Origin of the sequence: Aminobacter sp. MET-1 (genome assembly GCF_026521175.1) — a bacterium.
In the GTDB taxonomy this organism is placed as follows: domain Bacteria; phylum Pseudomonadota; class Alphaproteobacteria; order Rhizobiales; family Rhizobiaceae; genus Aminobacter.
On record NZ_JAMSHL010000002.1, the window covers coordinates 297,136 to 319,812 of the forward strand.

Sequence of the window (22,677 nt, forward strand, 5' to 3'; positions counted from 1 at the left end):
GTGGCGGGCTTAACCCGCCGCCACCTCGACGTTGTCGATCAGGCGCGTCTTGCCGAGACGCGCTGCGACCAGCACGCGGCCTTCCAGTTCGTGCCGCCAGGGTGCAAGCGTGTCGCTCTGGCGTGCTGCGACGTAGTCGACGCTGTCGAACCCGGCACCGATGATTTCCTGGCGTGCGGCGGCCATCGCTGCGGTCTCGTCGGCACCGCCCCGAAGTGCGGAAGCTGCCTTGCGCAGCACCTTGTTGAGCTTGCGCGCGATCTCGAGTTCGGCGGGGCTGAGATAGGCATTGCGCGACGACATGGCGAGGCCTTCGGCGTCGCGGATCGTCGGCGACCCCAGAATCTCGACCGGCAGGTTGAGGTCGAGGCAGAGCTTCTTCACCACGCAGAGCTGCTGGTAATCCTTTTCGCCGAAAACGGCGAGATCGGGTGCCGTCTGGATGAAAAGCTTGGCAACCACGGTTGCCACCCCGTCGAAGAAGGACGGACGAAAATCGGTTTCGAGGCCGGACGACGGGCCCCCGACGGAGATCGAGGTGGCGAATCCCTCGGGATAGACCTCGTTGACGTCAGGCGTGAAGGCGAGGTGGACGCCGGCCTCAGTGAGGCGGGCAAGGTCCTGCTCCAGCTGACGGGGATACTTGTCCAGATCCTCGGTCGGCGCGAACTGGCGCGGATTGACAAAGATCGACACGATGCACCGGTCGGCGCGGTCCAACGCTGCGCGCATCAGCGAAACATGACCGTCATGCAGCGCGCCCATGGTCGGCACGAGTGCGACCCTGAGCCCCTCGGCCTTCCACGCCGCCACCTGGGCGCGCAGGGCGGAGACGGTGTCGACGACTGCGGTCATGGCTTGTCCTTGGGTGTCTTATCAATTTGCGCATCGTGCTTTCCTAAAACCGTTTGCGGTTTTAGGGCCGGTGCGTTGGGGGCAAAAAGATGCTCGGGGGCAGGGAAGGTGCGGCTGCGCACGTCGCTGGCATAGGCGGCCGCGGCCGCGGCGACGATGTCGCGCAGATGGGCGTATTCCTTGACGAATTTGGGCACGCGGTCGACGGTCAGCCCGATGGCGTCGTCTGTGACGAGAACCTGACCGTCGCAGGCAGCACTCGCGCCGATGCCGATGGTGGGAATGGCGATGCGCCGCGTGATCTCGGCTGCGACAGGCTCGATCGTGCCTTCGATGACGGTCGAGAAGGCGCCTGCGGCTTCGACTGCCTTGGCGTCGACATAGAGCGCCTCGGCATTTGCCTCTGAGCGGCCCTTGATCTTGTAGCCGCCTTCCTTCTCCACCGACTGCGGCAACAGCCCGATATGGCCCATGACCGGGATGCCGGCGGCGACGATGGCTGCGATCTGCGGCGCCATCGCCACGCCACCTTCGAGCTTGATGGCGTCGCAGCCCGTTTCTTGCACAATGCGCCTGGCCGAAGCGACCGCAGTCTCTACCGAATCTTCATAGGAGCCGGCGGGCATGTCGACGACGATGCAGGCGCGGCTCGCGCCCCGCATCACTGCCTGGCCATGAGCGATCATCATGTCCATCGTCGCGCCTAGCGTGTTTGCATGGCCATGCAGGACCATCGCGACGCTGTCGCCGACGAGCAGCAGGTCGACATGCGGGTCGAGCAGGCGGGCTATCGGATAGGTATAGGCGGTGAGGCAGACGATGGGCTGCCCGCCCTTGCGGGCCATAAGCTCGGCGGGCGTGATGCGGCCTGCAGCCGCTGGCGCGTCGGAAGCCATGTCTTTTCCTCCCTCGACCGGTTCCGGCCTAAGCCAGTCCGAGAGCCCAAGCGGGCCGGAATCCATTACGGACCGGCTAATGATTTTGCAAGTGCGAGATCAAAACGTGAGCAGTTGCGAGATGACATCGTCCATCAGGACGACGCTCGCGCTGCCTCCTCGGTGGCGATCCGACCGATATAGACGGCGAATTCAGGGTCTTCGCCGGGGAGCAGTTGGGGCAGGGCGGCGCGGAAATCCTCGCGTCGGCACCACTCGCGGATGAAATCCTCCCATGATGCCCAGCGGCGCTTGCGGCGCTCGGGCATGTTCGGCTCATAGGCGACGAGATAGGCCCGCTCGAACAGGGCAACGAGGATGGCGAACATGGCGAGCAGCCGGTCACGCTGCTCGTCGGTCAGCCCTTTCGTCGCTGCATGCGACTGCAGGTAGAGGTCGGATTGATCGAGCGACAGCGTCAGGAAGTTTGTGTAGCCGTCCGCCAGCATCTGGTAGATCTCTTCCTCTTCGTTGATGCGCGCTTTGCGCTGTTCGTAGACGAAGATGAAGATGGCGAGCGGCAGGCCGATGATGGTCACCAGCATGCTCAGCATTTCGAGAATCTGCATGAACGACATGGCGGCACTCCCGGCGGGGCTCACGGCGAACACTAGGTTGTGAAACGCCGCCTGCCAATCGTCGCAGCGGCCATGAACGGGCGTCTAAATGCTTGCGTTCGCCTCGGCCTGACGCCATAAGCAGGAAACATTCGACGCGCCTGTCGCGAGGACCCGATGAAGAATTTCCTTGTCCAGTTTTTCACCTGGTGGAACGGCCAGACCCTTGGCACGCGCTTCCACACCTGGCGCAAAGGCACCAAGGTTGGCCAGGATGAGTTCGGCAACACCTACTACGAGGGCGGCAAGGACTCGGAAGGCCGCACGCGCCGCTGGGTTATCTACAAGGGCTATTCCGAAGCCTCGTTGATTCCGCCCGGCTGGCACGGCTGGATGCATCATCGCGTCGACGTGGCTCCCACGCAGGACAACTATATTCCGCGCGACTGGCAGAAGCCGCACCAGCCCAACCTGACCGGTACGGCTGCCGCCTACCGCCCCAAGGGCTCGGTGCTCGGCAACGAACATCGCCCGCAGGTCACCGGCGACTACGACGCTTGGACGCCCGGCTCCTGAACAGAGATCGTCGGCGCGGACATTTGTCGCCACAATTGGCGTCTAACTGCTTTGCCCATCGGCACGGGGCGACTAGCTTTGGCCGGATGGGAATCACGGGTGGACACCCCTGGGACGCAACTGCGGTAACGACTGTATGACATTTCTTGGCCGGGCTTCGTCGGACGGAAGATCGAAGGCGAAAGCCTTGCTTGCGGCAATGGCACTGTGTGCCGGCCTCGGCCACGCGGCAGCCCAGGACAGCATCCAGCGTCTGCCGCTTGACCCGCAGGCCTTTCCGAGTGAGGAAATGCCGGCCGAGGGCATGGACGATCTGCCGGCTCTCGACGACACCCAGGCCGCGCCCGACCAGCAGCAGCCCCAGGCGGCTCCAGCACCCCAGGTGACCCCTGCGCCCAAGACCACCCAGGCTCAGCGCATCAAGAACCCGGTCGCCGAATTCGCCGGCATCGACAAGATCACCGGCCGCATCATCACCTTCGACGTCTATGTCGACGAGACGGTGCAGTTCGGCGCCCTGCAGGTGACACCGCGCGTCTGCTACTCGCGCCCCGAGAGCGAGGAGCCCAAGACCGACTCCTTCGTCGAGGTCGACGAGATCACCCTCGACCGCAAGATCCGACGCATCTTCACCGGCTGGATGTTTGCAGAAAGCCCCGGCCTCAACGCCGTCGAGCACGCCGTCTATGACGTCTGGCTCAAGGGCTGCAAGCAGAAGTCCGAAGTGCCGGCGCCACAGGCCGCCAAGACCAACTGATCCCGTTCTATTCGGTGTTCCAGGCTGACGTCGGCGCGTGAGCGGCAGGCGGCCGCTGCGTCATACCGGCCTGCGTCTGCTCAACGCCGGGGATATTGCGCTTCATCCATCACCGGCAAGATAGCCCTGCCATGGAGTAAGAACTCAGTCGAAAGATGCTTCGCCGGTAATCGCATCAGCCAGCATCTTCTCGTATTTTCCACGCGGCACGTCGACTGCGCCGAAGCGCTTCAGGTGGTCGGTGGTGAATTGCGTGTCGAGCAGCACGAAGTGGTGTTCGCGGAGCCGTTCGACGAGATGGACCAGGCAGACCTTGGATGCGTCGGTCTCGCGCGAGAACATGCTTTCGCCGAAGAAGGCCCGGCCAAGCGACACGCCATAGAGCCCGCCGACCTGATGGCCGTCGCGCCACGCTTCCACCGAGTGGGCGTTGCCCATCCTGTTCAGCCGCGTATAGGCTTCGCGGATCGGCCCATTGATCCAGGTCGACAGGCGGCCCGAGCGCTTCTCCGCGCAGGCGTCGATGGTGCCTTCGAAGTCGCTGTTGACGCGGATTTCGAAATGGCCGCGCCTGATGGTACGGGCCAGGCTGTGGGGGATGTGGAAGCTGTCGAGCGGGATGACGCCGCGCGTCTCCGGCCTGACCCAGAAGACTTCCGGGTCAGAGGCGCTTTCGGCCATGGGAAAGACGCCCGACGCATAGGCCTTCAGGAGAAGGTCCGTAGGTATGCCGAAGCCGGGCGCATAGGGTCGGGTCATGTGACCCCCAATCTACTCGCTTTGGGCCTACTCGCTTTTGGCGAGGTATTTTTCCAGCCAGTGGATGTCGTAGTCGCCATTGGCGATATCGGGGTTGCCCACGAGATCACGGAACAGCGGCAACGTCGTCTTGACACCATCTACCACGAATTCGTCCAGCGCGCGCCTGAGACGCATCATGCACTCGACGCGGTTGCGGCCGTGGACGATCAACTTGCCGATCAGGCTGTCGTAGTAGGGCGGGATCTTGTAGCCGGAATAGACGCCCGAATCGACACGGATGCCGAGGCCGCCGGGAGTGTGGAAATGCGTGATCGTGCCGGGTGAGGGCGCAAAAGTACGCGGATCCTCGGCGTTGATGCGGCATTCGATGGCGTGGCCGTTGAACTTGATGTCATCCTGCGTGACCGAAAGACCGCCGCCCGAAGCGACACGGATCTGTTCGTGCACGAGGTCGATGCCCGTGATGGCTTCGGTGATCGTATGCTCGACCTGAAGACGCGTATTCATTTCGATGAAATAGAATTCGCCGTTCTCGTAGAGGAACTCGATCGTGCCGGCACCCGAGTAGCCGAGATCGGCAATCGCCTTGGCGCAAATGTCGCCGATGCGGGTGCGTTCCTCGGAGTTCAGGGCAGGCGAGTTGGCCTCTTCCCAGACCTTCTGGTGGCGGCGCTGCAGCGAGCAGTCGCGTTCGCCGAGGTGTACGCCTTTGCCTGCGCCGTCGCCGAAGATCTGAACTTCGATGTGGCGCGGCTTCTGCAGATACTTCTCGATGTAGACGGCGTCGTCGCCGAAAGCGGCACCCGCTTCCGAGCGCGCGGTGGCCAGCGCCACGTCAATGTCCGCCTCGGTCAGGGCAACCTTCATGCCGCGACCGCCGCCGCCGGACGAGGCCTTGATGATGACCGGGTAGCCGATCTCGGACGCGATGCGCTTGGCTTCCTTTTCATCGGTGACGGCGCCGTCCGAACCGGGGACGACCGGGATGCCTAGACGCTTTGCGGTGCGCTTGGCCTCGATCTTGTCGCCCATGATGCGGATGTGGTCGCCCGTGGGACCGATGAAGGTGATGTTGTGCGCGGCCAGGATGTCGGCGAACTTGGCGTTTTCGGCCAGGAAGCCATAGCCGGGATGGACTGCGTCCGCACCCGTGATCTCGCAGGCCGCGACGATCTGATGAATGTTGAGGTAGCTGTCGCGCGACGGCGGCGGTCCGATGCAGACGCTTTCGTCGGCAAGCCGCACATGCATCGCGTCGGCGTCGGCGGTGGAATGCACGGCAACCGTCTTGATGCCGAGCTCCTTGGCCGCACGCAGCACTCTCAGCGCGATTTCGCCGCGATTGGCGATCAGGATTTTCTGGAACATTGCGCGCAGCCTTCCGGCTTACTCGACAACGACGAGCGGCATGCCGAATTCGACAGGCTGCGCGTCTTCGATCAGGATCGCAGTCACCTTGCCCGAACGCGGCGAGGGGATCTGGTTCATGGTCTTCATCGCCTCGATGATGAGAAGTGTCTGGCCTTCCTTGACGGTAGCGCCAACCTCGATGAACGGCTTGGCGTCGGGCGAGGGAGCCAGGTAGGCGGTGCCCACCATCGGCGACGACACGGCGTTCTTGGCGATGTCGATGGCTGCTGCCGGCGCGGGCGCTGCTGCGGCGGTGGAGTTGACGGCTGCTGCTGCCGCAGCGACCGGAAGCGGCGCCGGCGCGGCGTAGGCGTGGACGGCCTGGGACTGGCGCGACACGCGGACCTTCAGATCGCCGAGCTCGACCTCGATCTCGGTCAGGTTGGTGTCGTTCAGGATCCCTGCGAGGTCGCGGACGATCTGCTGGTCAAAACCATCGTTCTTCTTCGTCGCCATGTTCAAGCCTTTTCTGTCTGTTTCCGGTCAGAGCCGGGCGGCTAGCGCCTGCAGCGCCAGCGTGTATCCGAGCGGCCCGAAGCCGCAGATCATGCCCACGGCAACCGGCGCCACCATCGATTTGTGGCGGAACGGCTCGCGGGCATGGATGTTTGAAAGATGCACCTCGGCGACCGGCAGAGGAGAGACGGCCCGTATGGCATCCTGCAATGCGATCGAGGTGTGGGTATAGGCGCCTGCATTCAAGACGATGCCTGCGGCTTCTTCGCCGGCTTCGTGGATCCAGTCGACCAGGACGCCTTCATGGTTCGACTGGCGGAAATCGACTGCAAGCCCGAGGGAGGCGGCTGCTGCATGGCAGTCGGCCTCGATGTCGGCAAGCGTCTTGCCGCCATAAATCCCGGGCTCGCGTTTGCCCAGGAGATTAAGGTTCGGACCGTTGAGGACGAAAACCGTTTTCAAGCTACAGACCTTTCCACCCGCCAGATCCTCTCTGGCGCGGCGGACCCTCTATAATCGGCATAAGCCGTCGCGGAAAGAGCGCAAGCGACTTCTTGCGCTGTCCACAACGGCTCATTGGGCGAAATGCCTCCGGCGGGTTGCCTCGGCTCGTCAATCCTTGGCCGCTGCGATCTTCTCGGCCAGCACTTCCTGACCGAGTGCGCCGAACACGACCTCGTTGCCGATCACATAGGACGGGGTGCCGCTGATCTGCAGCTTGTTGGCCAGCTCATAGGTGCGGTTGAAGGCCTCGACGATTGCCGGGTCCTTCATCGCCTCGCGCAGCTTGGCTTCGTCGGCGCCGAGCTCGAGGGCGATCTTGATGGCAGGGGCTTCGCCGGCACGGCCTTCGCCGCCGAGCAGCTTGTCATGGAACTCGCCATACTTCTCCGGCATCAGCTTGTGAAAGGCCATCGACACGACATGTGCCTTCTGGGAATCCGGTCCGAGGATCGGGAATTCCTTGAGCACGAAGCGCAGCTCGGGATCGGCCTTGACCAGCGCGTGCATGTCGGCCTGGGCGCGTTTGCAGTAGCCGCAATTGTAGTCATAGAACTCGACGATGGTGGTCTTGCCATTGGGGTTGCCGACGATGCCATCGAACGCCGAGTTGAAGATTTCGTCCTTGTTCTGCTTGATCACGTCGAGATTGGCGACGCGCTGCTCTTCCTTCTGCTTGGCCTCGAGCGCGCCCTGCATCTCGAGCAGCATCTCGGGATTGTCGAGCAGGTACTCGCGCACGATCGTCTCGATCTGCTTGCGGTCGAGATTGGTTGCAGCACCTTCCGCGTGGGCGGTGTTCGGGCTGCCGGCCAGATAGCCGAGGGTGAGCATGGCGAAGCCGACGGCAAGGCCGGTGGTGCCCAGAAGAAGCGTCTTTTTCATTCGTTAGGTCTCCAGCCCTTTCGGCTATGTCGCGTGGCAGCGGCGAGAAGCTTCACTTCTTCTTGCCCGGCGCCTTGTAATTGATGATGTCCTGGGCGCGCACCCAGCCGGGGGTACCGCGCTGGAATTTCTGCTGCGCCCGCATCGCGAAGATCTTGGCGTCCTGATATGCGCCGCTGTAGTAGTGCCCGTCGGCCGTGGCAAGGTCGGCGTCGGCGACGTCGCCCAGCATGCCATAGGCCTGCGCCAGGTAGCGGTAGCCGGCGGCGTTCTCGCGGTCGCGGTCGAGGCCCTTGCTGATCTCGGTCACCGCCTTCTTCAGTGCATCGGGCGTGCCGATGGCGAGATAGGCCTGACCGAGCTGCACGGGGAGGATACCCGACTTGGCCGGATCGAGCCGCACGGCGCTGGCGTATGATTCGGCAGCGGCCGCTGGCTTGTTCGACTTCATCAAAATGTCGCCGCGCAGCTCGTGGAAATAGGCGTTCTTCGGCTGCGACTTGATCAGCGCGTCGGTCTTGCTCAGCGCCGAGCGCAGGTCGCCGAAAAGGTAGGTCGTCTGAGCATCGCCATAGCGCACGGCAAGGTCGTCGCTGGAACCGCGCAGCAGGCGCGAGGCCGCGGCCTGGCCCTGCGTGTAGGCGGCGATCTTGACCCGCATCATGTCGTGGCGCTGCTGCAGCGCCTCGGGGTCCTTCTTGTCGAAATATTGGCTCTCATGCGCCAGCGTTTCGAGGTTGGCGATACGCTCGCGCGGCATCGGGTGGCTGACCTGATAGGGGTCGACGCGCGCGCCCGACAACGACAACGCGTTCTGGAAGCGCTGGAAGGTCTTGAGCATGCCCTGGGCCGACTGGCCGGTGGCATTGAGATAGGTGATGGCCGAGCGGTCGGCGGTGGTCTCTTCCGAACGCTGGTAGCCGAGCAGGCTGCGACGCGCCATTTCCGAGCCGCCTGAGACGATGCCCGCGCCCGCGGCACCCAGGCCCTTGGTGTCGGAAGCCGCACCCGCAACCATCGCACCGGCGCCGAGCAGGGCGGCAACGATCGCCATGGTCTGGGCCCGCGCCAACTGGTCGCGCAGCCGCTCCTGGTGGCCGCCGGCGATATGACCGGCCTCGTGGGCGAGCACGCCGATGATCTCGTTCGGCGTCTCGGCCGTCATCAGAGCGCCGGTGTTGACGAAAATACGCCTGCCGGCAACGAAGGCGTTGAAAGCCGGGTCGTTGACGAGCACGATGTTGATGCCGGAATTGCCGAGGCCTGCTGCCTTGAGGATCGGCCGGGCGTAGTCGCGCACCAATGCCTCGATCTCGGCGTCGCGCACGATCGGCACTCGCTGGGCATGTGCGGCGCCAGTCGAGCCGGCGGCAATCGCGGCCGACAGCGCAAGCGCGGTCGCGGCGCGCGCCGATCTTGTTACGAAACGCGAAAGACTATTCTTGGTCAGCATGGCGGGAAACACTCGTAAACGAGCCGTCGGGCTGTGAAAAGGCAGGTTGGGAAAAGTCATCAACTTGTGATCCCCATATCAATCAGGCATTTGTGCGGCGCGTTGCCTGAGGTTTGGCGGCAGAAAGTGGACGAAAATGGCAGTGGCAATTTCACGGCGCGGCGAGGTCGAGCCGTTTCACGCGATGGATGTACTGGCCGAAGCCAACAGGCTCAAGGCTTTGGGAACACCGGTCATTTCGATGGCCGTGGGTCAACCCTCCGACCCCGCACCGCAGCGCGTCCGAGACGCGGCGGCGGCCGCTCTCAAGCTTGGCCGCATCGGCTACACAGATTCACTCGGCCTCGCCGAGCTGCGCCAGGCGATCTCGGGGCATTATGCCGAGCACTACCGTCTCGATGTGCCCGCCTCGCGAATCGCCGTCACCACCGGCTCGTCGGCGGCCTTTAATCTGGCATTCCTTGCCATGTTCGATGCCGGCGACCGCGTGGCGATCGCTGCTCCCGGCTATCCTGCCTATCGCAACATCATGGGCGCGCTCGGCCTCGACGTGGTCGAGATCGAACTCGACGGAGCGCCATATCTGGATGCCGCCCATTTGAGGCAGGCGCATGCCGACAAGCCGCTGAAGGGCGTGTTGTTTGCAAGCCCGGCCAATCCCACCGGGGCCGTGGTGCCGGCAAGCGAACTGAAGGCGCTGGTCGACACCGCGCGCGAACTCGGAATCGCCGTCATCTCCGACGAGATCTACCACCGGCTCGCCTATGGCGCGCCCGACCTGACCGCGCTCGCCTTCGATGAGGATGTGACCGTCATCAATTCTTTCTCGAAATATTATTGCATGACCGGCTGGCGCATCGGCTGGATGGTGCTGCCGGAGCGGCTGGTGCGCCCGGTCGAGCGCATTGCCCAGTCTCTCTACATTTCCGCGCCGGAGCTGTCGCAGGTGGCGGCCATCGAGGCGTTCAACGCCACCGCCGAGCTGGAGGTTGTGAAGGCGCGCTACGCCTGGAACCGCGAGCTTCTGGTCGAGCGGCTGCCGCAGCTGGGTTTCAGCTTTGCAGCACCTATGGACGGCGCCTTCTATGCCTTCTTCGATGTCACGAGGCTGACCAACGACAGCATGGAGTTTGCCAAGCGCATGCTGGCAGAGGCACATGTGGCAGCGACGCCGGGCCGCGACTTCGATACCCGTGCCGGTCACCGCACCATGCGCTTTTCCTATGCAGGCAGCCATGACGAGATGATCGAGGCGATGAACCGGCTGGAGCGCTGGCTGCGCTGAGCACAATCGTCTCAGGCAGGGCCCGCTTGCGCTTCAGCCCAGGTAAAACACCGCGCGCCTGCGCGGCTGGGCCAGTTCGCGCCCGAGCGCCAGCGCGTCCTGGAGGTCGTTGGTGTATCGTGCCGTGTCCTCGAGCCCGCCGAAGTGGTTGAGGCGGATTGTTTCGCCGCGTTTGCTCATCACCACTCCCATGGTCCGGAGTGTTTCGCGAACCTCTGAAAATCGCATGGCCACTGCTCCTGATGCGAGTTGGACCTATGTTAGTGGCCGCTTGTAACAGCCCCATGTTGCACGCAACGTCACCGTTACGAGCGAGGTGTGGAACAAGTTTCGGGCAGGAAACGGCCCCGTTACGAAAGAGGCAGGGGAGGTGATGGCGGCACACCGGCTGTCAGGACCAGACCGATGCGCCGCCAAGCTCAAAGTGCCGACTACTTGTTCTCAAGCACCGGGAACTTGATCCCGAGCTGGTCGAGGTAAGTCGGGTATTTCGCCGGATCGTAGTAGAACTTCTTCATTTCTGGCCGGAAGGTCGCCATGATCTCCACGTTCTTCTGGATCTGCGGTTTGTCGTCGGCCGTCAGCATCGGCACGTACTTCTGGCCCTTCTGCTGCTCATTGTTGAAATAGTCGGCCGCCTTGGCCAGCAGCTCCGGGTTGGTGAAGAGGTCGATAGAGGTCATTGCGACGACCTTGGAGCCCGCGACCACGCCCTTATGGGCAATCGGCGTCGCCATAGACATGGCATTCGACCAGTGATGGCCAGGCAGTCCCGGAATGTTCGAGGGATAGTTCAGCGTGATCGTCGGCACCACCCAGGAGATGTCACCGATGTCGTCTGAGCCGCCGCTCTCCGGCTTCTCAAGTGGAGGCTGGAGTTCGCGGAGCTTGGTGGCGAGCCCTTCTTCCTTGGCTTTGACGGTCTTCTGTACGGCCTTGGCGAAGGCCTGTTCGTCCTCGGTCCAGCTCGGCAGTCCAACCGCTTTGATGTTGGCATAGGCAGCTTCCGCGATCGGCTTGTTGAAGTGACGAGGTGCTGCGGTGCCGACGATCTGGCGCGTCACCGTCGTGTCGGACATCTTCGCCGCCGCTTCGGCCATGGTGTTGGCCGTCTCGAAATTCTTGGAGATGTTCTCGAAGTCGAGCTCGCGGATGAAGTACCAGACCGTCGCTGCCGACGGCACGACGTTCGGCTGGTCGCCGCCGTCCGGGATGACATAGTGCGAGCGCTGCTCGGGTCGCAGGTGCTCGCGCTTCATGTTCCAGCCGATGTTCATCAGCTCGACCCCGTCCAGCGCGCTGCGTCCGCGCCACGGTGCACCGGCCGAATGCGCCGACTCGCCCTTGAATGTGTATTCGACCGAGACCATGCCGGTGCCGTTCGGCTGGCCCCAGGTGGTGGTCAGGTTGTTGCCAACATGGGTGAACAGCACGGCGTCGACGTCCTTGAACACGCCGTCACGCACCATGTAGGCCTTGCCGGCGAGAAGCTCCTCGGCGACGCCGGGCCACAGCATGATGGTACCCGGCAGCTTGTCCTTTTCCATCTGCTCCCTGAGTGCGAGTGCCGCCACGACATTGACCGCCTGACCCGAATTGTGGCCTTCGCCATGGCCGGGCGCGCCATCGATCATCGGCTTCTGGTAGGCAACGCCAGGCATCTGCGAGGTCTTCGGCAGCCCGTCTATGTCACTGCCCAGCGCGATCACCGGCTTGCCCGAGCCCCATTTGGCGACCCAGCCGGTCGGCATGCCGGCGATGCCGCGTTCGACGGTGAAGCCGTTCTTCTCCAGGATATCGGTGATGTATCTGGAGGTTTCGACCTCCTGGAACGCCAGTTCGCCGAAGCTGAAGATGGAATCCGTCATCTCCTGCGCCATCTTGGCGCGAGCCTCGACGCCTTCGACGGCGCGTTTCTTGAGGTCGGCAACCGCAGCGGCGTCCATTGGCTTTTGCCCTTCCGCCAGGGCTAGGGTCGACGCGGATGCCGCAAGCAACGCGGCCAGGGCAATTCGTGAAACGCACTTCATGAAAATCTCCCATTGATCGACAATCGCCGCTGACCAAGGGAATGCATTTTTTCTACCACCTTACGCAGCGGCAGCTTGAATGATTGCCGCTGCGGCAGGTGTCCGCAAGAATATTCTTGCCGAAGGCTGAAAATAGGAAAATATGCGCAGAAATCTGCCGAGTATGGCTCAGTCATTCTGAGCGATCGCTAATATCTGTGTCTCAAAGATGCTTGTTGAAGTTGCTCCGAACAACTCTGGGTAAGCGTTTGGCCCTGTCGCAGTCGACTTCTGGATCATTCACCGGAAATGCCTGGCGGCGGCGTGAGCCAGACCAATATGAACTGGCGTGCAGGTGGCGGGCACCGCTCGACTTCATGTAGAACGGGCGACCGGTTCGATTCCGGCCGAAGAGCCAGCGGATGCCATGCCCAGCGTGAAAGACGTCATCAACGAGATCGTCGCCGAGATGACCGGCTACAGTGAGCGCGGCGCGGTTGCGTCCTACATTCCCGAGCTCGGCAAGATCGACCCGGCCAAGTTCGGCATAGCGGTCGTCATGAATGACGGCGAGGTGGCGACGGCGGGCGATGCTGAAGAACCGTTCTCGATCCAGAGCATCTCCAAGGTGTTCACATTGGCCCTCGCGCTCGGGCGGGTGGGCGACCAATTGTGGAATCGCGTCGGCCGCGAGCCGTCGGGCTCGGCCTTCAATTCCATCGTCCAGCTCGAACTCGAGCACGGCATCCCGCGCAATCCGTTCATCAATGCCGGCGCCATCGTCATCTCGGACGTGTTGTTGTCGGGACATCAGCCGCGCGAGGCCATCGGCGAGGTGCTGAGCTTCATGCGCACCGTCGCTGACGACGATTCCGTCCTCATCGACCGCGATGTCGCCAACTCCGAGCGCGCCACCGGCTTCCGAAATTTCGCGCTGGCCAATTACCTCAAGGGTTTCGGCAATCTCAATCATGCGCCGGAGCTGACGCTCGGGGTCTATTTCCATCACTGCGCAGTCGCCATGAGCTGCCTGCAACTGGCGAATGCCGGACGCTTCCTCGCCAACGCCGGTCGAATAGAATCGTTGGGCCATACGGTGGTGTCGGCCGAGCGGGCGCGCCGCATCAATGCGCTGATGCTGACCTGCGGCCACTATGACGGCTCGGGAGAATTTGCCTTCCGCGTCGGCATTCCTGGCAAGAGCGGCGTCGGCGGCGGCATCCTGGCCGTCGTGCCGGGAATCGCCTCGATCGCCGTCTGGTCGCCGGGCCTGAACGAGCGCGGCAATTCTCAGCTTGGCTCGATCGCGCTGGAAAAGCTCACCAAGCGCATGAACTGGTCGATCTTCGCCGCGCGCTGAAGGGCAGGACCGGCGGACATTCAGGTGCTGCGGACGGCAATCGGTGGCATCTTTACGCCCTCGCAGTGCAATTGCTCGGTACAGGACTCGAATCGTCGACGGTCGCCGAATCTCATGTTTCTGTGTGCAGGACACGCCTCATTCGTCTTCTGCGGCTTACAGAGGCCGCAGGCCGAAACACGCGGGCGCTTTCGCTTGTGATGCATTTCCGTCTCCGACGGCAGTTGGTGCGCTCCAATGGCGCACGTGTATCTGTCGGGAGTGGGACGAGGGCGATGTCATGCGGGCAGAATCGACCTGAATTCGGCAAAGAGAAAGGCCGCGCTGCCATGGTGAATTGGCCAGCTACCGGATCAGCCTGGAACCACAGGTATACAAGGTAAATAGGAGCAAGGCCGCTTGATCGCGCGCTGAACGCTAAGCCAACAATCCTGTATGTGTGATTGCAATGATGGCTCCCCGGGCCGGATTCGAACCAGCGACCAACCGGTTAACAGCCGGTTGCTCTACCACTGAGCTACCGGGGAACAGCGCTCTGGTGTGAACGAGGCGGCGTATAGCAACGGCTTTCCGATTTGCAAAGCGGTAATCTCGAATTTTTTCGAAGTTTTTCACCGCAACGTTTCTGGTAATTGCCGCCCATGGCGCTCATATGACGGCTTCGCAAGGGATTGCGGCCCGGTCGCTGCGACATTCGGGCACGGCCGTCGAGCGCATGCAGGGACGATGAAAAGCTACAGACCTACTCAGCCGCCCACCCGCAAGATCACGATCCTCGGTCGCGAGTTTTCGATGCCACGGTCGCGCGGCGTCCGGATCGGCCTGGGCGTGGCGCTGTGTATCCTTGGCCTGTTCGGCTTCCTGCCGGTGCTGGGCTTCTGGATGATTCCGCTCGGCCTGCTGATTCTGTCGCACGAGTTCCATGTCGTGCGCCGCGTTCGCCGCAAGCTGATCGTGTGGTGGGAACGCCGCAAGCGGCCGACGACCTGACATCAGGCAGGACGGATCGCGGAAGGCAGAGCGGCGTCGCATGGGAGATGGTGCCCTACGCGCCTGTCCAAAACCGGCGAGAAAAAGTCTTGCCCGCTTGACGGCGGAATCCTGGCAACCTATTGGAGCCGTGTAGACGCCTGAAGCGGCGAGGCCTCGTGGCGGAGTGGTTACGCAGAGGACTGCAAATCCTTGCACCCCGGTTCGATTCCGGGCGAGGCCTCCAGCTTCCTCGGCAACCGCCGCCGGGAAGACGTTCGGGTGTAAAAGTACTTGCGCACTACGCGCCGAAGGCGGGCCAGTTACAATATGAACGCTGATTTTTCCGAACGTCGCGTGAAGATGGTGGACGGCCAGGTCCGCACCACCGATGTGACCGATGCCGCCATCCTCTCCGCGATGCTTTCGGTGCCGCGCGAGGCATTCGTCGACAACGGCCAGCGCGAGCTTGCCTATATCGACGAAGACCTGCGTTACGCATCGACCGCCGACGGGGACCAGCCGCGCTACCTGATGGAGCCGTCGCCTTTCGCCAAGCTCTTGCAGCTTGCCGAAGTCGCCGCGAGCGACGTCGTCCTCGATGTCGGCTGCGGCACGGGCTACTCGGCTGCCGTGCTGTCGAAGCTTGCCGGTTCCGTGATCGCGCTCGAATCCGATGCTGCCTTGGCAGCGAAGGCAACCGAGACGCTGTCCTCGCTCGGCTACGACAATGTCGTGGTCGTCAGCGGCGCGCTTCCCGCGGGTTATGCTTCCGAGGCGCCCTACGACGTCATTTTCGTCGGCGGCAGCGCCGAACAGGTGCCGGATGCACTGCTCGCCCAGCTCAAGGAAGAGGGGCGTCTGGTGGTCGTGGAAGGGCATGGCAATGCCGGCGTGGCCCGCGTTTTCCTGAAATCAGGCGGTGCCGTGACCTCGCGAAATGCCTTTAATGCGGCAGTTAAGCCACTACCCGGCTTCAATCGCACACGCGAATTTGAGTTCTAAGCGCCTTTTTCTTGCAGCGCACCCTTCGTCATGATGATCTAAGCACCGGACGATTGCGACTGATTCTGGACGGAACCGGTTTGGAATCAGCGCCTTGGGCCGGATACCGGCGAGGGGCATTTCAGCTGCCTTCGGGCAGCGCGCCGCAGAATGAATGAGGGACGCGTGGTTTCGTTTTTCCGAAAGAGCTTGTTTGCCGTAGCCTTGGTTTCCGCCACGGCGCTGTCGCCGTTGTCGGCTTCGGCAGAAACGATCCTCGGCGCCTTGGCCAAGGCTTACGAGAACAACTCGCAGCTCAACTCGGCCCGCGCCGGTGCGCGCGTCACCGACGAAGGCGTGGCGATTGCCAAGTCCGGCTGGCGCCCCACGATCGCCGGCAATGCCGGCGTTGACTATTCCGCCACCCGCAGGGCCGGTTCGACGACGAACCTGAGCTCTGCTTCTTTCGGTGTGACGATCAACCAGACGCTGTTCGACGGTTTCCAGACCAAGAACAACGTGGCCGCGGCCGAGGCCAATGTGCGCGCCTCCTTTGAAAGCCTGCGCAACACCGAGCAGAACATCCTGTTCACCGCTGCCCAGGCCTATATGAACGTCATTCATGATCGCCAGGTCGCCGCTCTCACCGAGCGCAATCTGCAGTTCCTGACCGAGCAGGCGCGCGCTGCGCGCTCGCGCTTCGATGTCGGTGAAGGTACGCGCACCGACGTGGCGCAGGCAGATGCCTCGCGCTCCGCTGCGGTGGCCCAGCTCAGTGCCGCCCGTGCGCAGGCACTTTCCAGTGCTGCCATCTATCGCCAGATCGTCGGCGACGAACCCAAGAGCCTGAAGTCGGCGTCGCCGCTGGGCAAGCTCCTGCCGAAGAACCTGGATGGAGCGCTGGGGGTTGCCCAGGGGCAGCATCCGGCAATCCTGGCCACGCAGCATCTGGTCGATGCTGCCGGCTTCTCGGTCAAGTCGGCCGAAGGCGCGCTGCTGCCGCAGCTATCGGCTTCTGCTGGCATTTCCCAGGCCTATCGCAACACGTCGCCTGACGCTGCCGCTGACGGCAATTCAACCTCCGCCAGCATTGGCGCGACCCTGACCGTGCCGATCTATTCCGGCGGCCGCACCCCGGCCATCGTTCGCCAGAATAAAGAATCGCTCGGCCAGGCGCGTATCCAGGTCGACGTCAGCCGCGACCAGGTTCGTGCGGCCGTGGTTGCTGCCTGGACGCAGTATCAGGCAGCCGGCGAGGGTGTTTCGGCCAACCGCGCCATGGTGGCTGCCGCGCAGCTCGCACTGAATGGCGTCATCGAGGAGCGCAATGTCGGCCAGCGTACGACGCTGGACGTGCTGAATGCCCAGGCCGACGTCATCACGGCGCAGATCAATCTCGCTTCGTCGGAGCGCGACGTCGTTGTGGCAAGCTATGGCATCCTGCAGGCAACCGGTGCCCTGTCTGTCGACAGGCTCGGCCTCAAGGTCGTAAAGTACAATCCTGAAGAGCACTACAATGCCGTCAAGGACAAGTGGACCGGCCTGAGGACGCCAGACGGTCGCTGATTCCACCGCATCACGATTTGAACGGGCGTCCGCTCTTCCGAGCGGGCGCCCGTTGTCATTTGGCGGTCAAATTCATGTATCTGTTGAAATCGCCGGAGCCTCCCGATTGGGGATTCTCTCCGGGGAATCAGTAGGCTACGCTGAAAGCCTGATTCGAAGCCCGTGATTGTGGGCGGGTTTTGTGTACTGTCACAAAGGCGGCGGATGTGACGATGGCCCAGGCAAACAGCGTTCAGCGCGAACCCTCGATGGAAGAGATACTCGCTTCCATCCGCAGGATTATCGAGGACAACGACACCGGGCGACGCCCCGCAGTCGATTTTGGCCAGGTCCGTCCGGAGCCCGAAGACGATCGGGCCGAGCGCAACGTCATCGAGGTCGAAGCCTTCAGGGCCGAGTTGCAGACAGCCAAGGCAGCGCCGCTGGAAGCCAAGCCTGAGGCCGCACCGGTGAAATTCGAGCATGTCGAGCGCGAAGAGGTTGTCGTCCCGGCCTGGCCGACGATCGAGCCGCGGAAGCCTGTCGCCATCGAGCCTGCCGCGCCTGTGGCCGAGGCCATTGCTACGGCTCGGCCAATCACTACGGCCACCTGGACGCCGTCTTCGACTGCCGCTGTCGAGGACATGGAGCGTCTTGCTGGTCCGGCTTCGGTCGTCTCTGAGCCAGCTCCGGTGCTGCAGCCCGCTGTCGATGCCTCTGTCCAGGAGGAAGTATCCTCGGCTCGGCCGGCGATCATCTCTGAGCAGGCTGGCAAGCAGGTGTCTGCTGCCTTTGGCGAGCTCAACGAGGCTTACGCCGCGCGCAGCCGCAAGTCCTTTGACGATATTGCTGCCGAGATGATGCGGCCGATGCTGCAGGACTGGCTCGACAACAACCTGCCGACGCTGGTCGAGCGTCTGGTACGCGAAGAGATCGAGCGTATCGCCCGCGGCTCACAGTAAATTCTACCCAGATTGGTTGGAACGCGCCGCCTACGGGCGGCGTTTTCGTTTCGGCCCCGGTCGCCGCACTGGCGATGCTGTTGACTCGATCCCACCCATCCGATTTACACCGGACCAGAAAATCCGGACCGAACGGAACAAATTCCGATGCTTGAGAAGACTTACGACGCCAAATCAGTCGAACCGAAGATCGCCAAGACGTGGGAAGAGGCCGATGCCTTCAAGGCTGGCGCCGGCGCGCCTGAGGGTGCCGAGCCGTTCACCATCGTGATCCCGCCGCCCAACGTTACCGGCTCGCTCCATATGGGCCACGCGCTCAACAACACGCTGCAGGACATCCTCGTGCGCTTCGAGCGCATGCGCGGCAAGAATGTGTTGTGGCAGCCGGGCATGGACCATGCAGGTATCGCCACCCAGATGGTCGTCGAACGCAAGCTGATGGAAAAACAGGTCCATCGCCGCGACCTGACGCGCGAACAGTTCGTCGAAAAGGTCTGGGAGTGGAAAGACGAGTCCGGCGGCATGATCTTCAACCAGCTGAAGCGGCTGGGTGCCTCCTGCGACTGGTCGCGTGAACGCTTCACCATGGATGAAGGTCTTTCGAAGGCCGTCATCGAAGTCTTCGTCACGCTGCACCAGCAGGGCCTGATCTACAAGGACAAGCGCCTTGTGAACTGGGACCCCAAGCTTTTGACCGCGATCTCCGATCTCGAAGTCGAGCAGCACGAGGTCAACGGCAACCTTTGGCACTTCCGCTATCCGGTCGAAGGCGAGGTCTACGATCCCGAGAACCCGGCCACCTACATCACGGTTGCGACCACGCGGCCCGAGACGATGCTTGGCGATACCGCCGTTGCCGTCCATCCCGACGACACGCGTTATGCGACTCTGGTCGGCAAGAACGTCGTGCTGCCTATCGTCGGCCGCAAGATTCCAATCGTCGCCGATGAATATTCCGATCCGGAAAAGGGTTCGGGCGCGGTCAAGATCACGCCGGCGCACGACTTCAACGATTTCGAGGTCGGCAAGCGCCACAACCTGCCGCAGATCAGCATTCTCACCGTCGAGGCGAGCATCAACATCGTCGACAATGACGAGTTCCTCGAGGGCGTCGAGCGCACCGAGATGCGAGAGCGCGTCTGGGCGCAGCTGCAGGGCCTCGACCGTTTTGCCGCGCGCAAGCTCGTTGTCCAGATCATGGAAGAGGGCGGTTTCCTCGACAAGATCGAGCCGCACAAGCACATGGTGCCGCATGGCGACCGAGGCGGCGTCCCGATCGAGCCGTTCCTGACCGACCAGTGGTATGTCAATGCCGCCGAGCTCGCCAAACCGGCGATCAAAAGCGTGCGCGAGGGCCGCACCAACTTCGTGCCCAAGAACTGGGAAAAGACCTATTTCGACTGGATGGAGAACATCCAGCCCTGGTGCGTGTCGCGCCAGCTGTGGTGGGGACATCAGATCCCGGCCTGGTATGGCCCGGACGGCCAGGTCTTTGTCGCGCGCACCGAAGAAGAGGCGCTGGATGCAGCCGTCCAGCACTATCTGGCGCTCGAAGGCCCGTGGAAGGCCTGGGTCGAGGAACAGCTCGAGAATTTCGAGCCGGGCAAGATTCTGACCCGCGACGAGGACGTGCTCGACACCTGGTTCTCGTCGGCGCTTTGGCCGTTCTCGACGCTTGGCTGGCCCGACAAGACGCCGGAGCTCGACACCTATTACCAGACCGACGTGCTGGTGACCGGCTTCGACATCATCTTCTTCTGGGTTGCCCGCATGATGATGATGGGCCTGCACTTCATGGAGGAGGAGCCGTTCCACACGGTCTACGTCCATGCGCTGGTTCGCGACAAGAACGGCCAGAAGATGTCGAAGTCCAAGGGCAACGTCATCGACCCGCTGGAGCTGATCGACGAGTACGGTGCCGACGCGCTGCGCTTCACGCTTGCCATCATGGCGGCGCAGGGGCGCGATGTGAAGCTCGATCCGGCGCGCATCGCCGGCTACCGCAACTTCGGTACAAAGCTGTGGAACGCCACGCGATTTGCCGAGATGAACGGTGTCGCGCGCGATGACGCGTTCTGGCTCAACGACGCCAAGCTGACTGTCAACCGCTGGATCCTGACGGAACTCACACGGGCTTCGCGCGAGATCACCGATGCGATCACTGCTTATCGTTTCAACGAGGCGGCAGGCAGCGCCTACCGGTTCGTCTGGAACACCTTCTGCGACTGGTATCTCGAGTTGCTCAAGCCGATCTTCATGGGCGAGGACGAAGCCGCCAAGGCCGAGACCCAGGCCGTGGCCGCCTTCGTGCTCGACGAGATCTACAAGCTGCTGCACCCGATGATGCCGTTCATGACGGAAGAGCTGTGGGCGCATACGGCGGGCGAGGGCAAGGAGCGGTCGTCGCTGCTGTGCCATGCTGCCTGGCCGGCGCCCGATTTCGAAGATGCGGCGGCTGCAGCCGAGATCAACTGGCTGGTCGATCTCGTCTCGGGCATCCGCTCGGTCCGTTCCGAGATGAACGTGCCGCCGGCCGCGATCGCACCGCTGGTCTTCGTCGGCGCCAACGACGTGACGCTGGAGCGCCTCAAGCGCCACCAGTCGGCGATTGCCCGTCTGGCCCGGGTCGGTGACATTACCCATGCGCCTGCGGCCCCCAAGGGCTCGGCACAGATCGTTGCCGGCGAAGCGACCGCCTGCCTGCCGCTGGGCAGCCTGATCGACCTCTCTGCCGAGGCTGCACGTCTGCAAAAGGAACTGGCGAAGACGACCGAAGAAATCGCCCGTCTGCACAAGAAGCTGTCGAACGAGAAGTTCGTGGCGTCGGCCCCGGAAGAGATCGTAGCGGCCGAGCGCGAGAAGCTGGAAGAATATCGCCTTGCCCAGCAGAAACTCGACACCGCGCTCGCCCGCGTGCGCGAAGCCGGCTGACCGGATTACAGCAAAACCCTGCCGCGGAATGACGCTGCGGCAGGGGTTGGTTTTGCTCGGCCGATGGGCATGACCATGCGTAAATTGTGGCTAATGTAACCATTTTACGCCCGATTGTTGCCATAATGTAACAAACGTCGAGAATGGCCCGATTTCGGGCTGTTTTTGTTTTCTGGTTCCGAATTTTCCCACGAAATCAGGGGCAGGTAGCACCAATTTCACTAAAATTGACGTTTGCGTAAGCGGAAGCTCGGCAACCCGGCGGTTGTACTGCCGCAGCGCTGCCATCGTTTGGAAAAAATCAATGTTGCGTGAGCAGGATGAAATCGTTCAATTCTCAGCACGAGCATTTCGGGAGAGGACTCAATGAACATTTCGCGTCTCAAAGCGCTGCTGGGGGCAACGGCGCTGACGATCGTTGCGGCAGGCGCAGCCCAGGCCGGCGGTTTCTCGCGCGGCACGGCCGATACGGACATTCTGTTCGAGGAAGGCAATTTCAACATTCGTACCGGCGTCACTTATGTTAATCCAACGAGGAAGTACTCGAAGAACCTTCTGAATCCTCAGTTGGTTGGCGTCGACTATGCCGATAGCTACGCTATTCCGTCTGCGGCGGTGAAGTTCAATATTCTTGAGGACCTCAGATGCGCAGGAACCTTCACACAGTCATTCGGCGGTGGTGCTACTTGGCCGACACCTAGTGGCCCGGTGGCGAAGCTTGATGAGGATTTCCACGTCAATGAGTTTGCCGCGACCTGTGGATACAAGGTAGATTTGAGCAAGGGGCGCATTTGGCTCATCGGTGGCGCCTTCGTGGAGAGCCTCGAATACAATCTCGTTGCGGGTGCTGGCGCTATTGACGGTACGCTGAAAGACAATAATGTCGGCTGGCGAGCAGGGATTGCGTACGAAATTCCAGAAATCGCCCTTCGGGCACAGCTTCTCTACCGTTCGGGCTTCAACGTTGAAGCAACGGGAAGCGCGCTCTATCTAGGTGCCGCGACATTGCCGGCCAATGGCACTGCGGAACTGCCGCAAAGCGTTGAATTGAAGTTCCAGACGGGTGTCGCTCCCGGCTGGCTGGCCTACGGTAATGTCAAGTGGACTGATTGGTCGGTGACCAAGGAACTTGTCTTGAATGTCCCAGCGTTGGGCCTGTCGAGCCGAAATGAATATTATTGGCAAGATGGCTGGACGATTACTGGCGGCGTTGGTCATGCCTTCACCGACAAGATTTCGGGAACTGCATTTGTTTCGTGGGACCGTGGTGTCGGCACCGGTTGGGATCTCACTGCAGACACCTACTCGATCGGGGTCGGCGCTTCGATGAAGGATGCTCTCGGGGGAGAACTCCGCCTGGGCGGCGCCGCGATCTATATGGGCGAAGTTTCTGAAACAAAGTATGTTCCAGTCCTGAACCGTACGGTTCAGGCCGATTGGGGCTTTGCCCTCTCTGCTGGCTACAGCGTGAAGTGGTAAGCGCCA

At 62.4% G+C, this 22,677-nt stretch carries 20 protein-coding genes, 2 tRNA genes and 2 pseudogenes; 12 read left to right on the forward strand and 12 right to left on the reverse strand.

The genetic code is table 11. The features are described from left to right. Positions 1–9 precede the first annotated feature (9 nt). The 3 genes from panC to NDO48_RS04100 form a co-directional block, all read right to left on the reverse strand. The gene (gene panC / locus NDO48_RS04090) at positions 10–855 is read right to left on the reverse strand and encodes a pantoate--beta-alanine ligase (RefSeq protein ID WP_018427639.1); all 846 of its coding nucleotides are present in this window, start codon (positions 853–855) and stop codon (positions 10–12) included. Next, positions 852–1,751 carry a 3-methyl-2-oxobutanoate hydroxymethyltransferase gene (panB, locus tag NDO48_RS04095; RefSeq protein WP_040456663.1) on the reverse strand — a complete coding sequence of 300 codons (900 nt, stop codon included), beginning with the start codon at positions 1,749–1,751 and terminating at the stop codon, positions 852–854. Before panB ends, panC begins: the two co-directional genes overlap by 4 nt. 134 nt (positions 1,752–1,885) lie before the next feature. Next, positions 1,886–2,368 (reverse strand): hypothetical protein, encoded by a 483-nt coding sequence (locus tag NDO48_RS04100; protein ID WP_018427641.1) that lies wholly within the window; start codon positions 2,366–2,368, stop codon positions 1,886–1,888. A 156-nt stretch (positions 2,369–2,524) separates the two neighbouring features. Here NDO48_RS04100 and NDO48_RS04105 point away from each other — a divergent pair, with 156 nt between their 5' ends. Together NDO48_RS04105 and NDO48_RS04110 are read left to right on the forward strand one after the other, a co-directional pair. Continuing rightward, positions 2,525–2,923, forward strand: a complete 399-nt coding sequence (locus NDO48_RS04105; protein ID WP_018427642.1) for an NADH:ubiquinone oxidoreductase subunit NDUFA12 — start codon at positions 2,525–2,527, stop codon at positions 2,921–2,923. Between the two features lie 304 nt (positions 2,924–3,227). Next, positions 3,228–3,680: a DUF2155 domain-containing protein gene (locus NDO48_RS04110; RefSeq protein ID WP_416377182.1), complete on the forward strand. Its 453-nt coding sequence runs from the start codon at positions 3,228–3,230 to the stop codon at positions 3,678–3,680. Between the two features lie 144 nt (positions 3,681–3,824). Here NDO48_RS04110 and aat read toward each other — a convergent pair whose 3' ends face one another. The 6 genes from aat to NDO48_RS04140 all read right to left on the reverse strand — a co-directional run bounded on the left by aat (position 3,825) and on the right by NDO48_RS04140 (position 9,147). Then, on the reverse strand, positions 3,825–4,439 hold the full coding sequence (gene aat, locus NDO48_RS04115) for a leucyl/phenylalanyl-tRNA--protein transferase (protein ID WP_018427644.1): 615 nt from the start codon (positions 4,437–4,439) through the stop codon (positions 3,825–3,827). A 27-nt stretch (positions 4,440–4,466) separates the two neighbouring features. Next, positions 4,467–5,810 carry an acetyl-CoA carboxylase biotin carboxylase subunit gene (gene accC / locus NDO48_RS04120; protein WP_018427645.1) on the reverse strand — a complete coding sequence of 448 codons (1,344 nt, stop codon included), beginning with the start codon at positions 5,808–5,810 and terminating at the stop codon, positions 4,467–4,469. An 18-nt stretch (positions 5,811–5,828) separates the two neighbouring features. After that, the gene (gene accB, locus NDO48_RS04125) at positions 5,829–6,308 is read right to left on the reverse strand and encodes an acetyl-CoA carboxylase biotin carboxyl carrier protein (RefSeq protein ID WP_018427646.1); all 480 of its coding nucleotides are present in this window, start codon (positions 6,306–6,308) and stop codon (positions 5,829–5,831) included. A 27-nt stretch (positions 6,309–6,335) separates the two neighbouring features. Continuing rightward, entirely contained in the window at positions 6,336–6,770 is a 435-nt protein-coding gene (gene aroQ / locus NDO48_RS04130) for a type II 3-dehydroquinate dehydratase (RefSeq protein ID WP_018427647.1), read from the reverse strand. Positions 6,771–6,920: 150 nt separating this feature from the next. After that, entirely contained in the window at positions 6,921–7,694 is a 774-nt protein-coding gene (locus tag NDO48_RS04135; RefSeq protein WP_018427648.1) for a DsbA family protein, read from the reverse strand. 52 nt (positions 7,695–7,746) lie between these two features. Beyond that, entirely contained in the window at positions 7,747–9,147 is a 1,401-nt protein-coding gene (locus NDO48_RS04140) for a M48 family metalloprotease (RefSeq protein ID WP_040456665.1), read from the reverse strand. Positions 9,148–9,283: 136 nt separating this feature from the next. Here NDO48_RS04140 and NDO48_RS04145 point away from each other — a divergent pair, with 136 nt between their 5' ends. Beyond that, positions 9,284–10,432: a pyridoxal phosphate-dependent aminotransferase gene (locus NDO48_RS04145; RefSeq protein WP_267320873.1), complete on the forward strand. Its 1,149-nt coding sequence runs from the start codon at positions 9,284–9,286 to the stop codon at positions 10,430–10,432. Positions 10,433–10,465: 33 nt separating this feature from the next. Here the strand turns inward: NDO48_RS04145 and NDO48_RS04150 are convergent, their stop codons facing one another. Beyond that, the gene (locus NDO48_RS04150; RefSeq protein ID WP_245262152.1) at positions 10,466–10,612 is read right to left on the reverse strand and encodes a hypothetical protein; all 147 of its coding nucleotides are present in this window, start codon (positions 10,610–10,612) and stop codon (positions 10,466–10,468) included. 251 nt (positions 10,613–10,863) lie between these two features. Continuing rightward, complete coding sequence (locus tag NDO48_RS04155; protein WP_026227130.1) at positions 10,864–12,462, reverse strand: amidohydrolase; 1,599 nt, start codon at positions 12,460–12,462, stop codon at positions 10,864–10,866. 406 nt (positions 12,463–12,868) lie between these two features. On the opposite strand from NDO48_RS04155, the gene NDO48_RS04160 reads away from it, so the two are divergent. Further along, entirely contained in the window at positions 12,869–13,801 is a 933-nt protein-coding gene (locus NDO48_RS04160) for a glutaminase (protein ID WP_018427653.1), read from the forward strand. Between the two features lie 452 nt (positions 13,802–14,253). Here the strand turns inward: NDO48_RS04160 and NDO48_RS04165 are convergent. Further along, positions 14,254–14,328, reverse strand: a tRNA-Asn gene (locus NDO48_RS04165). A gap of 199 nt (positions 14,329–14,527) precedes the next feature. Here NDO48_RS04165 and NDO48_RS04170 point away from each other — a divergent pair. The 8 genes and pseudogenes from NDO48_RS04170 (at position 14,528) to NDO48_RS04200 (ending at position 22,671) form a co-directional block, all read left to right on the forward strand. Then, entirely contained in the window at positions 14,528–14,791 is a 264-nt protein-coding gene (locus tag NDO48_RS04170) for a PGPGW domain-containing protein (RefSeq protein ID WP_018427654.1), read from the forward strand. 152 nt (positions 14,792–14,943) lie between these two features. Continuing rightward, a tRNA-Cys gene (locus tag NDO48_RS04175) sits at positions 14,944–15,017 on the forward strand. 83 nt (positions 15,018–15,100) lie between these two features. Next, the gene (locus NDO48_RS04180; protein ID WP_018427655.1) at positions 15,101–15,775 is read left to right on the forward strand and encodes a protein-L-isoaspartate O-methyltransferase family protein; all 675 of its coding nucleotides are present in this window, start codon (positions 15,101–15,103) and stop codon (positions 15,773–15,775) included. 150 nt (positions 15,776–15,925) lie between these two features. Beyond that, the gene (locus NDO48_RS04185; protein WP_018427656.1) at positions 15,926–17,320 is read left to right on the forward strand and encodes a TolC family outer membrane protein; all 1,395 of its coding nucleotides are present in this window, start codon (positions 15,926–15,928) and stop codon (positions 17,318–17,320) included. A gap of 212 nt (positions 17,321–17,532) precedes the next feature. Next, positions 17,533–17,607, forward strand: a pseudogene (locus NDO48_RS30535) (DUF2497 domain-containing protein); the annotation flags it as partial. Positions 17,608–18,036: 429 nt separating this feature from the next. Continuing rightward, a pseudogene (locus NDO48_RS30540) lies at positions 18,037–18,261 on the forward strand (PopZ family protein); the annotation flags it as partial. Positions 18,262–18,408: 147 nt separating this feature from the next. Next, positions 18,409–21,192, forward strand: coding sequence for a valine--tRNA ligase (locus NDO48_RS04195; protein ID WP_018427658.1), 2,784 nt, complete (start codon positions 18,409–18,411; stop codon positions 21,190–21,192). Between the two features lie 366 nt (positions 21,193–21,558). Continuing rightward, positions 21,559–22,671: an outer membrane protein transport protein gene (locus tag NDO48_RS04200; protein WP_018427659.1), complete on the forward strand. Its 1,113-nt coding sequence runs from the start codon at positions 21,559–21,561 to the stop codon at positions 22,669–22,671. Positions 22,672–22,677 lie beyond the last annotated feature (6 nt).